A 12,823-nucleotide genomic window follows, 5' to 3' on the forward strand; every position below is an offset into this window, starting at 1 on the left:
TGCTGCCTGTGCTCGCCGGGGTCAAGGGAGAAGCCTCCCCAGTCGCCGAGGTCAGAAGCGCCGCCTCCCCGCTGACCGAGGGGAGTCGGGAGGCCTCCATGCTCGCCGAGGGCAAAGGGCCCGTCTCCGTGCTCGCCGAGGGCAAAAGGCCCGTCTCCGTACTCGCCGAGGGCAAAAGGCCCGTCTCCGTACTCGCCGAAGGCAAAACGGATGCCTCTCCGCCACCGCCCGGCTCGGCTCGTCGTCCCGGCTGGGACGGGATCCTGCCGCTGCGCTCCGTGGTAGCCGTCTTCCTCATGCCGCCCTCCTGGGTTCGTTCGGCAGTCGGCCCAGTACTCCGGCCAGGCTGCGGGCCGTGGTCGCCCAGCCGTCGAGGGCGGCCCGGCGGCTCCGGGCAGCCGCCTTCAGCCGGCGTCGTACGTCCGCCTCGTTGAACCAGCCGCGCAGTTCGGCCGCGAGGGCGGCGGGGTCCTCCGGCGGGACGAGGATGCCGGGCACTCCCCCGTCGGGGGCGCGTCCGACCGCCTCGGGCAGGCCGCCGACGTCGGTCGCGAGGACCGGGATGCCGCGGGCGAGGGCCTCCGTGACCGCCATGCCGTAGGTCTCGGCGTAGGAGGTGAGGACCATCAGGTCGGCGGCGGCATAGCTGGCGTCGAGCTGGGCGCCCGCCTGCGGTCCGGCCAGCTCCAGCCGGTGCTCCAGGCCGTGCTTCGCGATCAGGGCCCGGAGTCGGCCGACGTACTCGGGGTCCTGGCCCAGGCCGCCGACGCACACGCAGCTCCACGGCAGGTCCCGTACCGTCGCGAGCGCCTCGATCAGCCGGTGCTGTCCCTTGCGGGGCGTGACGGCGGCGACGCACAACAGGCGGGAGACGCCGTCGGTTCCGGAGGCGAGCGGCGCGATGTCGGCGCCGGGGGCGGCGACATGGACGCGGTCGGGGGCCAGGCCGTGGTGGGAGACGAGGCGGCGGACCGCCCAGTCGCTGGTGGCGACGACCGCGGGGACCGCACGCAGCACGGCACGTTCCTTGGCGTCCAGCTCGGCGGCGAGCAGGGGGTCCAGGCCGGTCTCGTCGCCGAGCGGAAGGTGGACGAGGACGGCGAGCCGCAGGCGTTCCGCCTCCGGGACGACGATCTCGGGGACCCCGCAGGCGACCAGGCCGTCCAGCAGGACGACCGTACCGTCCGGGAACTCCCGCAGGATGCGCGCGAGTTCGGCGCGGGCCGCGGCACCGGGCCGGGGCCACTCGCCGTCGACCGCGTGCTTGTGGACCTGCCAGCCGAAGCCGGGCAGGTCCAGACTGACCCGCCGGTCATAAGCGTTGCCGCCGCTGGGGGCCGCCGGGTCGTCGACCCCGCCCGGCATGACGAAGTGCACGGAACTCAGGGACATGGGGATGATGTCCGCGTTCTTGAGAGTGGCGTGCTGGACGGGCACGTAACCGAGCGACGGTGCCGCGGTCTTCTCCAGGGTCGTGTCGGTCACAGCGCACGCTCGTAACTCGCCCACGCGACATGCGACTCGTGGAGCGTGACGCCGATCGCGGCGATGCCCCGGGCCCCTTCGCCGAGCGCGCCCTTCTCGATGCGCTCGGCGAGCCGGTCGGCGATGACCTTGGCGAGGAACTCCGTCGAGGTGTTGATCCCGGCGAAGTCGGGCTCGTTGTCGAGGTTTCTGTAGTTCAGCTCGGCGACGACGGCGCCGAGCTCCTGGGTGGCCAGTCCGATGTCGACGACGATGTTGTCGTCGTCCAGCTGTTCCCGGCGGAAGGTGGCGTCCACGAGGAACGTCGCTCCGTGCAGGCGCTGCGCGGGTCCGAAGACCTCGCCGCGGAAGCTGTGGGCGATCATGATGTGATCGCGGACGGTGACACTGAACAACGGACGACCCTCCAGGTGCGGCGCGTCTGATCCCCTCGGCCTGATCGCCGCCGGGATGCCGTGTAGTACGGCTCTTCGCTTCCCCGTGTTCAGCCCGATCTCACTCTTTTCTCAGGTCAGGCGCTCTTGTCGTACCTGATGCGGTGACAAAGGGCCGGAATCTCCCCCGCCGCGAGCTTCGGCATCACCGCCGGCAACTCCTCGAACACGCTTTCCCCCGTGATGAGCGCGTCGAGTGACGGGTCGGCGAGCAGTTCGAGGGCGAGGGCGAGCCGGTCGGCGTAGCTGCGGCTGGCGCGGCGGGCCGGGGAGACGGTGCCGACCTGGCTGGAGCGGATGACGAGGCGGCGGGAGTGGAAGGCCTCGCCGAGCGGGAGGCTGATCTGCCGGTCGCCGTACCAGCTCAGTTCGAGGACGGTGCCCTCGGCGGTGAGGAGTTCCAGCGCGCGGGTGAGCCCTTGTTCGGTGGCGCTGGCGTGCACGACGAGGTCGCACTCCCCGAGCGCGTCCCGCGGCAGCGCGAAGTCGACGCCGAGCGCCTCAGCGGTCTTGGCGCGGGCCGGATCGGCGTCGACGAGCTGCACCCGTACGCCGGGGAAGCGGGCCAGCAGCGCGGCCACCGAGCAGCCGACCATCCCGCCGCCCACCACCGCGATCCGGTCCCCGACCAGGGGCGCCGCGTCCCACAGGGCGTTGACGGCGGTCTCCACGGTGCCGGCGAGGATGGCGCGTTCGGCGGGCACGGAGTCCGGTACGACGGTGACGGCGGCGGCCGGGACGACGTACCGCGTCTGGTGCGGGTAGAGGCAGAAGACCGTGCGCCCCAGCAGCTCCGCCGGCCCCTCCTCGACCTCTCCGACACTGAGGTAGCCGTATTTCACGGGGGCGGGGAACTCGCCCTCCTGGAAGGGTGCCCGCATGGCCGCGTGCTGGCTCGCGGGGACCCCGCCGCGGAAGACGAGGGTCTCGGTGCCGCGGCTGACGCCGGACCACAGGGCGCGGACCAGCACCTCGTCCGCGGCGGGGGCCGGAAGGGTGACCTCCCGTATCCCGCCCTCACCCGGCCTGTTGAGCCAGAACGCCCGTGCGGTGCGGTTCATCGGCATCCTCCTGAACGATCGGGAAGTGGTTCACGTACCGAGGTGTGCACAGGTCGCGCACAGTACGCGGCGTTGATCGACTCTGTCACACGGCCGGAGGATGTTCGGTGGCCCTGAACAACACTTACGACGCAAGGCTGGTCCAGCAGGAGACCGCGGTCGGAGCGGGTGTCCAGATCCTGTTGCTGGCTCTGCTCGGCACCGCGATCGGCATGGGGCCGGCGGGCTGGCTGACCGGCCTCGCCTTCGCCGTGGCCACCTGGGCGGTGCTCTCCCGGGCCCTGCACCGCACCCAGCCCCGCTCGTTCGGCCCCGCCAACCGGGTGACTCTCGGCCGCTCCATCCTGGTCGGCGGGGTGACCGCCCTGGTCGCCGACTCCTTCCAGAGCTCCCCGCCGGTCACGCTCTTCGTCGGCCTCACCGCGGTGGCTCTGATCCTCGACGGCGTGGACGGCAAGGTGGCCCGCCGCACCGGCACCTCCACCCCGCTCGGCGCGCGCTTCGACATGGAGGTCGACGCGTTCCTGATCCTGGTGCTGAGTGTGTACGTCTCGATGTCCCTGGGCCCGTGGGTGCTGCTGATCGGCGGCATGCGCTACGCCTTCGTGGCCGCCGCCCGTGTCTGGCCGTGGCTCAACGCCCCGCTCCCGCCGAGCATGGCCCGCAAGACGGTCGCCGCGCTCCAGGGCGTGTTCCTGCTGCTCGCCGCCTCGGGCCTGCTGCCGTACGCCCTGGAGTTCGCGGTCGTGGCGACGGCGCTGGGGACGCTGGTGTGGTCGTTCGGCCGGGATGTGCTGTGGCTGCTGCGGACCTCGCAGATCGAGACGCTCCTGGTGGAGGACGTGCGCGAACTGGTCGCCGGATGAGCTACGTCCCGCGCGGCAGCAACGCGATCGCCGCGGCCGGTACGGCCGCCAGGGCGAGCCACGCAGCGGCCGCGGGCAGCCCCGTGTCGAGGAGCGTGCCCGTCGCCGAGCTGCCGATCAGGACCACGAGGCCGGACACGGAGGACAGCGCCCCGGTGTAGAGGCCGAGGCGGCCGTCCTCGGCGAGGTCGGGGACCCAGGCGCGGGAGACCGGGGCGACGAGCATCTGGCCGAGGGTGAGCAGGACGACGAAGCCGGCGGCCGGGAGCAGCCCCGCCGTCCCCGTCCGTTCGGCGGGACGGGCCAGGGCCACGACGGCGAACCCCGCGGAGATCAGCAGCAGCCCCACGGCCATCGAGCGGCGCGGCTCCAGCCGATCCCCCACCCAGCGCGTGACCGGCAGCTGCGCGGTCACCACCAGCAGCGACGACAGCGCGAACAGCCAGGCCAGCGGCGCCTGGGTGCCGGTGACCCGCTCCACCTCCGCGGGGAGGGCGAGGTAGAGCTGGTTGTAGGCGAGGAGACAGGCGCCGTACGCGCAGCACAGCGCGAGGAAGCGCCGGTTGCGGAGCAACAGCCGTACCCCGCCCTCGAGTCGGACGCGCTCACGGCCCGGGATGTGCTGGGGCAGCAGCCAGGCGTGACCAGCGAGCACCAGGACGAAGATGCCGGCACCGGCCAGGCACACGGTCCGGAAGTCCACCGAGAGCAGCAGCGCGCCGAGCAACGGCCCTACGAACGCGCCCGCTTGGCCCGCGACCGTGAACAGGGCGAGGACGCGGGTGCGCGAGGTGCCGGTGGCCCGCTCGTGCACCACGGCCTGCCGGGCGACCTCGGACTCGACCGCGGGTGAGAACAGGGCGGCGGCGAAGCCGATCAGCAGGACGGCGCCGATGACCGCCCAGGTCCGCGTCGCGTACCCGAGCCAGGCGAACCCGGCGATCCGCAGCGCGCAGCCCGCGAGGACGACGGGTCGGATGCCGTACCGGTCGGCCAGCGCCCCGCCCACCACGAACAGCCCCTGCTGGCTGAAGGTCCGCAGCCCCAGCACGAAGCCGACGAGCCAGCCCGCCATGCCCACCGCCTGCCCGAGATGCCCGGACAGGAAGGGCAGTACGGCGAAGAAGCCGACGTTGAAGGCGAGTTGGGTGAGGATCAGCAGGCGGAGGAGAGGGGTCAGGCGGGCCCGTCCGGGTGCCTTCCGCGGGCCGGTCGACAGCGCGCTCATCCCGCTCCCGCCCCTTGCTTGGTACGAGGCTGCTGTCGGAGCACCTCCACCGCCGTACGCCGTTTCCGCCGAGGCACCCGTATCCCGCCCGCCGCCGTCACCGCCAGCGCGCCCAGCAGGGCGAGGGCCGCGGCCGGGGCGAGGACGGCCCAGGGGGCGCGCTCGGCGTAGGGCTGGTTCTCGGCGAGCAGCAGGCCCCACTCCGGGGCCGGCGGCTGGGCGCCCAGGCCGAGGAAGGTGAGCGAGGCGAGCGCGAGGGCGATGCCCGGGAGCCGCAGCAGGGCGTGGCGGGTGACGGACGGCAGCACGGCGGGCAGGAGTTCGTGCCGGAGCAGGTACCAGGAGTCGGCGCCCAGGCCGCGGGTGGCGGTGATGTGGAGGGCCGCGCGTTCCTGGCGTAGCAGTGCGGAGGTGTGGGCGGCGAGGGGTGCCCAGGCCACGGTGCCGACGGCGAGTGCGGGGGTGGCCGGTCCGCCGCCGACGACCGCGGTGACCAGGAGGGCGACCAGGACCGGCGGCAGGGCGACGACCGTGTCCACGAGGGGACCGGACAGGCGGGGCAGCAGGCCCAGCAGGACGCCGGTCAGCAGGGCCGCGGCGCTGATCAGGAGGGCGAGCAGGAGCGTGTCGAGGGCGCCGTGGGCGACGCGGGCGAGGACGTCCCGGCCGAGTCCGTCGGTGCCGAACGGATGCTGGAGCGACGGGGGTCGGAGGCGTTCGCCGGTGTCGAGGGCGAGCGGGTCGCGGGGCAGGCCGAGGGCGATGACCAGCGCGAGGAGGCCGCCGTACGCGAAGGGCTGGAGTGTGCGGGCCGGGGGTTTCGGGCCGTGCAGGGACGGCAGGGCGCCGTCGCGCAGGGCGGGGCCGACGAGGAGGCGGCCGGCGAGGGCGGCCAGGCCTGCGGCGGCGGCTGCCAGCAGGACGAGGGCGAGGGTGCCGGCCTGGAGGACGGGGAGGTCCTGGGCGAGGGCGGCCTGGAGGGTGGTGCGGCCGAGGCCGGGGATGTCGAAGATCTGTTCCACGGCGACCGCGCCGCCGGTCAGGCCGACCGCGAACAGGCCGGTGTTCGGGAGCAGTCCGGGCAGACAGCGGCGGATCGCCTGGCGGGCGACGCTGCGGCCAGGCAGTCCGCGGGCGGCGGCGGCCAGCGCCCAGGGTTCGGCGAAGGCGCCGGGCAGCAGGTCGTCGAGGAGCCGGCCGAGCACCGCCCCGGTGGGCAGACCGAGGGCGAGGGCGGGCAGGATCGTCCACCGCGGCCCGTACCAGCCGAGGGCGGGCAGCCAGCCGAGTTGGACGCCGAAGACGGTGGCGAGCACGGACGCGGTGAGGAACTCGGGCAGCGCGGCGAGGACCGCGGAACCGCTGCCTCCCGCCCGCCGTCCGCCGAGCCGCCGGCGGGCGCCCAGCCACAGGGTGCGCGCGCAGATCAGCGCGGCGGTGACGGCGGCGACCGTGAGGGCGACCGCCATCAACAGCAGGGAGGCGCCCAGCGCTTGCAGGACCGCGGGCGTGACCTCGGCGCCGGAGATCCACGACCGCCCCGCGTCGCCGCGCAGCCACTTCACCAGCAGGTGGAACGGGCCGTCGTCCAGACCGAGTTGGGCGCGGATGTCGGCCAGCACCGCGGGGTCGGGGGCACGTTCGGCCGAGCGGGCCTTGAGCACGGTGAGCGCCGGATCGGTGCGGGTCAGCCACGGCAGCAGGCCGATCGCGCACACGAGGGCGGCCGCGATCCCGGCCCGCCACAGCAGCGCGGCCGCTCGGTTCCGCACGGGTCAGCGCCGGGTGCCGGTGCCGACGAGGGTGCGCTCGTACGGGTCGAGGAGCGCGCCGCGCACGCCGCTGCCGACGCCGGTGATGATCCGCTGGTGGACCAGGGGGACGACGGCGTCGGTGCCGAGGATCTCGGCCTCGGCGGTCATGACCGCGCCCTGCCGTTCGTCGGTGTCGGTGACCCTCTCGGCGTTCGCGACGGCCTTGTCCACGTCCTTGTCGCAGAGTTGGGCGATGTTGTAGCCGCCGTCGCAGGTGTAGTCACTGGCGAGGACGGAGACGGGGTCGCCGGTGTCCACGAGGGTGTTGCGAGCCAGGACGAACGCGTCGAACTTCCCGTCCAGCGCGTCGGTTTCGAGCCGCGAGTACTCGCGCACCTCCAGGTCGACGCGGAATCCCGCCTTCTCCAGCTGCTGCTTCAACACCTGGGCGACCTCGGGGAGTTCGGGACGGTTGTCGTAGGTGGCGAGGGAGATCCTGGTCCCGTCGGCGTCGGCGTCGGTGGCCCGGGCCCGGCCGGTCGGCGCGGTCCGCTTGCCCTCGGCCCAGGTGACGGCGGGCCCGTAGATGCCAGTGCCGGCATCCGCGTAGCTCTCGTAGACGTCCTTGGCGAACACGGAGGTGTCCACGGCCTGACGGGCGGCGGCCCGCAGACCGGCCTTCTTGAAGGGCCCGGACCGCGCGTTGAGCAGCAGGCTGGTGGTGCGGGTGGTCGCGGTCGTCCTGCGCATGCCCTGGTCGAGGGTGGCGGCCTGGGCCACGGGTATCGCCTCGGCGAGGTCGACCTGGCCGGTGCGCAGGGCGTTGGCGCGGGCGGTGCCGTCGGCGACGAACTTCACGTCGATGCCGGAGGCCTGGGCCCGGCCGCCCCAGTAGTCGGCGAAGCGGTCGAGGGTGGCGGCAGTGGTGCCCATGACCTTGGTGAGCTCGAAGGGTCCGGTGGCGTGGCCGACCGGGTCGGCGCGGCCCTCGTCGGCGTACGCCGCGGCGGAGAGGACGGCGAGGCTCGGGCTGGACAGGCGCAGCGGCAGCACGGGGTCGGGGTCCTTGGTGGTGACCCGTACTTCTGTGCTCCCCTCGGCCTGCGCGGTGAGGGTCACGCCGACGAGGGCGGCCGGAGCCGGCCTGGCCTCGATGGCGTGGGTAAGGGAGGCGGCGACGGCGGCCGGGGTGACCTCGGTGCCGTCCTGGAAGGTGGCCTCACGCAGGGTGAACCGCCAGGTGCGGTCGTTCTCGCGGCGCCAGGAGGAGGCGAGCGCGGGGGCGGCGGCGCCGTTGGCGTCGAGGGCGGTCAGGCCCTCGGTGACGCCGAGGCGGCTGAGGATCGTGGCGTCGGCGCCGTACGGCGAGAGGTTCTCGGCGGGCGGGAAGGCGAGAGCGATCCGCAGCCGGGAGCCGTCGCCCGTGTCGTCCGGCGTCCCGTCGGCGCCCCCGGAGGCGAAGCAGCCGCTCAGGACGGGGGCGAGCAGGAGTGCGGAGAGCAGTCGGAGGCGGCGCATCGGCCGGTCACCGTCCCATCGGAAGGTCGAAGTGCAGGACGCCGTTGCCGCCGTCCGGGTCGTCGCGCTCGTCGTGCACGAGCGTGCCGAGCGACCGCCAGAAGGCCTCGGCGCCGGGGACGGACGGATCGGTGTGCAGATATACGGCGCGGTAGGCGCCGTCCGCCGCGGCGAACGCCAGCAGCTCGGCGACCAGCCGGCGGGCGAGGCCGCGTCGGCGGTGCTCGGGGCGGACGTAGAGCCGGCGCACCTGGGCGGTGTCCCCGGAGGGGTAGCGCTCGGCGATGTGGCGGGGGTTCGGCGGGTGGGCGGGTCCGCGCGCGTCGAGAGCGCCGGTGGCGACCACCTCGCCGCCGTGCGGGTCGACCGCGACGAGGAGCGTGTGGCGGGGCGGGGTCAGATAGGCGGTGGCCGGGTCGATGATGTCGCCGTGCCAGCGGGGCACGTACCCGGTGCCGAAGTCGCGGTAGACGGTGTCGAGCATCACGGCTCGCGCACCGTCCAGATCGTCCGGGCCCGCGGCCCTGATGCTGTAGTCACGCACTTGCACATCATATGCATTAAGGACGAGTGCTTGATCAACAGCCGATTTGACAGTGATCGAGGACACCCCTAAAACCTACCGACATGACATCCATTTTCAAAAACGCCGAGGCTGTCCCGCCGAGGTGGCGCTGATGCGCATCGCCTTCGTCGGCAAGGGCGGCAGCGGCAAGACCACCCTGTCTGCCCTCTTCTCCCGCCACCTCGCCCGGGCCGGCGCACCGGTCCTGGCCATGGACGGGGACATCAACCAGCACCTGGCCGAGGCACTGGGCCACCACGGGCCGCCGCTCGACGCCCCGCCCCTGGGCGCACACCTGACGGCCGTCAAGGACTACCTGCGCGGCACCAACCCGCGCATCGCCTCGGCCGAGGCGATGATCAAGACGACGCCGCCGGGCCGCGGCTCACGCCTGTTGTCGCTGCTCGGCGACGACGAACTCCACGCCCGCCATGTCCGGCACGTGGGCGACGTACCGCTGATGGTGACGGGCGAGTTCGACGAGAGCGACCTCGGGGTGGCGTGCTACCACTCCAAGCTCGGCGCGGTGGAGCTCTATCTCAACCACCTGGTCGACGGACCCGGCGAGTACGTGGTCGTCGACATGACGGCGGGCGCGGACGCGTTCGCGTCGGGCCTGTTCACCCGCTTCGACATGACCTTCCTGGTGGCCGAACCCACCCGGAAGGGCGTCTCGGTCTACCGCCAGTACCGGGACCACGCCCGGGAGTTCGGAATCCGTGTCGCCGTCGTCGGCAACAAGGTGACCGGCGAGGACGACCTGCTCTTCCTCAAGGAGGAGGTGGGCGACGACCTCCTGACCCACCTCACCCAGTCCCCGTACGTCCGGGCCGCCGAACAGGGCCGCGCCCAGGGCGAGCTGGAACCCCAGAACCAGCACGCCCTGAGAGTCCTGCGCGAAACGGTCGACGCCCACCCCCGCGACTGGCCCCGCCTCCACCGCCACGCGGTCGAGTTCCACCTCCGCAACGCCCGCGCCTGGGCGGGCGAGGACCTGGCGACGCAGGTGGACCCGGAGTTCGTACCGGGCCGCGTCCCCCACTCCTGACCCGACCAACCCCCTCACAGCACAGACAGGACCACCCCCATGTCTCTCGACGTCTCCCCTCAGCTCCTCGCCGCAGCCGAACAGGGCGCCGTCCGCGAGGAGGACTTCGTGGACACCGTCCGCACGTCCCTCCCCTACGCCTACGGCCTCATCGCGTCCCTCGCGGGCGAACTCAAGTCCGGCACCGCCGACTTCACCGACAACCAGACCCCTCCCCCGTCCGAGAAGGAGCGCGGCCAGCTCCTGCGCGCCCTGGCCAGCGACGCGATCCGGGGCAGCCTGGAACGCCACTTCGGAGTGACCCTGGCCTTCCAGAACTGCCACCGGGTGGCGGCGTTCCGCCCTGGTGCGGAGACGAGCGAGACGTACACCCGCTTCACCTCGCTCCGCTCCCAGATCCTGAACCAGTCACCGGAGTTCAGGGACTGCTGACGACGCTCAGGCGGCTCCGTCGATCTGGGCGCGGATGGAGGCGTCTGTTATCTCGCTGTCCGCCGCCAGCAGCATCGCCTTGCTGAGGATCACCGACAGGCGGTCGTCCTCGAACGGCAGGAAGACCTTCGCGGTGGTCCTGTCGCGGGACGGGACGATGCACAGGTAGGAGTCGTCGGGCCGCATGAGGATGTTGGCCGAGCCGAGGTGGATGCGGTAGGTGCGCAGGTCGCCCCGGACGGTCAGGAAGCGGTCGTCCAGTGTGCAGCGGTCCGCGATCTTCAGGCGGGGCAGGATGCGGGTGAGGGCGTCGCGGCGGGCCTCGGCGGTCTCCGTGAGGCCGGCGAAGCCGGCGCGTTCCCAGTAGGCGCGGGCCGGGCCCTGCTCGGTCCAGTCGGGGTCCGCGGCGATGGAGGTCACGCCGACGAAGAGGTCGACGTCGCGCATCGCCTCGCTGAAGACCAGCGGGGGCACCTCGGACAGTGGGGCCTCCTGCCAGCGGGCGTCCACCTTTCGGTCGAAGCGGACCCGGTCCGTGGCGGCCACCGGGTCGTCGTCCGCCCAGTCCACGAAGGTGTGGGAGAAGCGGGCCCGCCAACGGCCGGACACCAGCACGCGGGTCGCTTCGTCGCCGTCGCCTCCGTCCCACGGGCCGAGCAGCCGGCTCGTCCAGCCGCGGGCCCGGAACAAGCCGCGCATCCTGCGGTAGTGGACGAGGTGGGCGGCGAAGCGCAGGGAGTGCAGGCGGGTCTCCTCCTCGGCCGGGGTGAGCCGGTAGATCTCGCGGAAGGCCTGCTTGAACGGCTGTCTCAGCTGCCCGTCCACCAGCCTGTCCCGCCAGGCGCTCACGGTCTCGGCATCGGCGCGCATCGGGTGCCACAGACGCACGGAAGCGTCGTCGGGGGCGTCGGGGAGGTCGTCCACGGCCGGGAGGAAGGCCTGCCACGTGCCAGGGGCCGTCTCGATCTCCCAGATCAGTCCGCCGACGACCGTCCAGGCGAGCGGGTGCCCGGCGAGCCGGGTGCGCCACCAGCCGTAGGCGTGGACGGCGTCGACGGGCAGCCCGCCCTCCAACGCCCGGGCCAGTGTGGCCAGTTGGAGGTCGACCCGCTTGACCAGCTCCCGCAGCTCCTTCACCAGGTCGGCGTGGTCGCGGCGGACCGGTGCGGGCACTCCGCGCAGTGGGCGGCCGTCCTTCTCCCATGTCAGCCGGGCGGTCTCGGTGACCGTGACGACGGCCGTGTAACCGTCGCCCGCCGGCCTGCGCAGGACACCCTCCTCGTCGAAGTCCAGTTCTGGCAGGCGCAGGGCCACCTCCGTGCGCTGGGCCAGCGCCGCCTCCACCTTCTTCAGCAGCTTGTCGAGCTGCTTGGGCACGCCCGCGTGCCGGGTGACCGAGCGAGCGGTCCGGATCGCGGTGACCGCCTCCGGCGTCGGGAACTCCTTTGCGGCGCGCACCAGTTCGTACAGGAGCGCCTGCGACGGCACTGCCCTCGCCGCGGTCGGCGCCACCGCGATGCCGGGCAGCAGCCGCGCGCACACTCCCGGCAGCCACTCCTCGTCCCGCAGCAGCGCCACCCGGGCGGCCTGTCCGAGCACGGCGACCTCACGTGCCGTGAACGCCTTGTCGGCCAGGTACGGGATCGCGCCGGACCGGATGCCGTCGGCCCGGTCGGCCGCCGCTTCCAGGGCGCGCCGGGTGAAGTCGACGTACGGCGGGAGGTCGGCCAGCTTCTGCCACACCGCGGGGGGTGACTCCGGCTCGCTGTACGTGTCGACCAGGTCGAGCTCCGTCATCACGAGTCGCTCCGCCGGGGTGAGCCCGGTGAGGACGTCCACCTCGTCCATGGCGATGGGCCCCTCTCCGAGCCGCTCCGCCACCGCGCGCAGTGCCGTGTCGTCCGCGAGTCCGGCGACCAGGAACAGCGAGTACGGATGCGCGATGCTCTTCCGCGCCACCAGACTCTCGGTCAGGGCCCGGGCGGGCTCCGCCAGCTCGGGCCACGGGCCGGCACACTCCACCAACGCCGTCACTCCCGGCGCCAGGTCGACCGCCCACTCGCTGTGCCGACTCCGCACGACAAGCGCCTCGAACAGGCGGCGACAGGCGTCGGGCGTGACACGCGGCCGCCGCTCGTCGGCCGCTTGCCGCACCGCCATGGCTGCCCGCCAGGTCGCCGGTGTGACGTCGGCGTGGTGCACCCGGTGGGCGGCCGGGAGCAGCTCACCGAGCTGTTCGTCGGTGAGCCCCGCCAGGTCGGCGGACCGGACGTCCCGTTCGAAGGCCGCATCGGACAACGTCCGCGCCAAGTCGTCGTAGAGCATGCGAGGGATCATGGCAGGCGGCACTGACAATGCGGGCTGCCGCCGATGCCCCGACCCGCCCGGACTCCGCTCCCAGCCGTGCTCCGAGCCTCGCTTTCAGTCCCGCG

At 73.1% G+C, this 12,823-nt stretch carries 11 protein-coding genes; 3 read left to right on the plus strand and 8 right to left on the minus strand.

Annotated elements, in window-relative coordinates; translation table 11 throughout:
- Positions 1 to 294: 294 nt before the first annotated feature.
- The 3 genes from ACFUO4_RS07090 to ACFUO4_RS07100 form a co-directional block, all read right to left on the minus strand.
- Positions 295 to 1,485, minus strand: coding sequence for a glycosyltransferase family 4 protein (locus ACFUO4_RS07090; RefSeq protein ID WP_079309410.1), 1,191 nt, complete (start codon positions 1,483 to 1,485; stop codon positions 295 to 297).
- The gene (locus tag ACFUO4_RS07095; RefSeq protein WP_079309409.1) at positions 1,482 to 1,880 is read right to left on the minus strand and encodes a 6-carboxytetrahydropterin synthase; all 399 of its coding nucleotides are present in this window, start codon (positions 1,878 to 1,880) and stop codon (positions 1,482 to 1,484) included. Before ACFUO4_RS07095 ends, ACFUO4_RS07090 begins: the two co-directional genes overlap by 4 nt.
- Before the next feature lie 116 nt (positions 1,881 to 1,996).
- The gene (locus ACFUO4_RS07100) at positions 1,997 to 2,980 is read right to left on the minus strand and encodes a zinc-binding alcohol dehydrogenase (protein ID WP_383480624.1); all 984 of its coding nucleotides are present in this window, start codon (positions 2,978 to 2,980) and stop codon (positions 1,997 to 1,999) included.
- Between the two features lie 107 nt (positions 2,981 to 3,087).
- Between ACFUO4_RS07100 and ACFUO4_RS07105 the strand changes: the two genes are divergently transcribed.
- Entirely contained in the window at positions 3,088 to 3,846 is a 759-nt protein-coding gene (locus tag ACFUO4_RS07105; protein ID WP_079309408.1) for a CDP-alcohol phosphatidyltransferase family protein, read from the plus strand.
- 1 nt (position 3,847) lies between these two features.
- Here the strand turns inward: ACFUO4_RS07105 and ACFUO4_RS07110 are convergent, their stop codons facing one another.
- The 4 genes from ACFUO4_RS07110 to ACFUO4_RS07125 are packed head-to-tail and all read right to left on the minus strand — an operon-like array spanning position 3,848 to position 8,890.
- Positions 3,848 to 5,074 carry an MDR family MFS transporter gene (locus ACFUO4_RS07110; protein WP_383480627.1) on the minus strand — a complete coding sequence of 409 codons (1,227 nt, stop codon included), beginning with the start codon at positions 5,072 to 5,074 and terminating at the stop codon, positions 3,848 to 3,850.
- Positions 5,071 to 6,846: an ABC transporter permease subunit gene (locus ACFUO4_RS07115; protein ID WP_383480629.1), complete on the minus strand. Its 1,776-nt coding sequence runs from the start codon at positions 6,844 to 6,846 to the stop codon at positions 5,071 to 5,073. Before ACFUO4_RS07115 ends, ACFUO4_RS07110 begins: the two co-directional genes overlap by 4 nt.
- 3 nt (positions 6,847 to 6,849) lie before the next feature.
- Positions 6,850 to 8,346 carry an ABC transporter substrate-binding protein gene (locus tag ACFUO4_RS07120; protein WP_383480631.1) on the minus strand — a complete coding sequence of 499 codons (1,497 nt, stop codon included), beginning with the start codon at positions 8,344 to 8,346 and terminating at the stop codon, positions 6,850 to 6,852.
- Positions 8,347 to 8,353: 7 nt separating this feature from the next.
- On the minus strand, positions 8,354 to 8,890 hold the full coding sequence (locus ACFUO4_RS07125) for a GNAT family N-acetyltransferase (RefSeq protein WP_383480633.1): 537 nt from the start codon (positions 8,888 to 8,890) through the stop codon (positions 8,354 to 8,356).
- A 133-nt stretch (positions 8,891 to 9,023) separates the two neighbouring features.
- On the opposite strand from ACFUO4_RS07125, the gene ACFUO4_RS07130 reads away from it, so the two are divergent.
- Entirely contained in the window at positions 9,024 to 9,959 is a 936-nt protein-coding gene (locus ACFUO4_RS07130; RefSeq protein ID WP_383480635.1) for an ATP-binding protein, read from the plus strand.
- 39 nt (positions 9,960 to 9,998) lie between these two features.
- Positions 9,999 to 10,391 carry an SCO5389 family protein gene (locus tag ACFUO4_RS07135; RefSeq protein WP_079309404.1) on the plus strand — a complete coding sequence of 131 codons (393 nt, stop codon included), beginning with the start codon at positions 9,999 to 10,001 and terminating at the stop codon, positions 10,389 to 10,391.
- Positions 10,392 to 10,397: 6 nt separating this feature from the next.
- On the opposite strand, the gene ACFUO4_RS07140 is transcribed toward ACFUO4_RS07135, so the two are convergent.
- Positions 10,398 to 12,716 (minus strand): DUF4132 domain-containing protein, encoded by a 2,319-nt coding sequence (locus ACFUO4_RS07140; RefSeq protein WP_383480637.1) that lies wholly within the window; start codon positions 12,714 to 12,716, stop codon positions 10,398 to 10,400.
- Positions 12,717 to 12,823 lie beyond the last annotated feature (107 nt).

Origin of the sequence: Streptomyces sp. NPDC057280 (assembly GCF_042668605.1) — a bacterium.
In the GTDB taxonomy this organism is placed as follows: domain Bacteria; phylum Actinomycetota; class Actinomycetes; order Streptomycetales; family Streptomycetaceae; genus Streptomyces.

Coding starts and splice junctions, on each gene's coding strand:
- ACFUO4_RS07135 (WP_079309404.1), top strand. CDS start 9,999: ATGTCTCTCGACGTCTCCCCTCAGCTCCTCGCCGCAGCCGAACAGGGC.
- ACFUO4_RS07100 (WP_383480624.1), bottom strand. CDS start 2,980: ATGAACCGCACCGCACGGGCGTTCTGGCTCAACAGGCCGGGTGAGGGC.
- ACFUO4_RS07140 (WP_383480637.1), bottom strand. CDS start 12,716: ATGCTCTACGACGACTTGGCGCGGACGTTGTCCGATGCGGCCTTCGAA.
- ACFUO4_RS07120 (WP_383480631.1), bottom strand. CDS start 8,346: ATGCGCCGCCTCCGACTGCTCTCCGCACTCCTGCTCGCCCCCGTCCTG.
- ACFUO4_RS07110 (WP_383480627.1), bottom strand. CDS start 5,074: ATGAGCGCGCTGTCGACCGGCCCGCGGAAGGCACCCGGACGGGCCCGC.
- ACFUO4_RS07130 (WP_383480635.1), top strand. CDS start 9,024: ATGCGCATCGCCTTCGTCGGCAAGGGCGGCAGCGGCAAGACCACCCTG.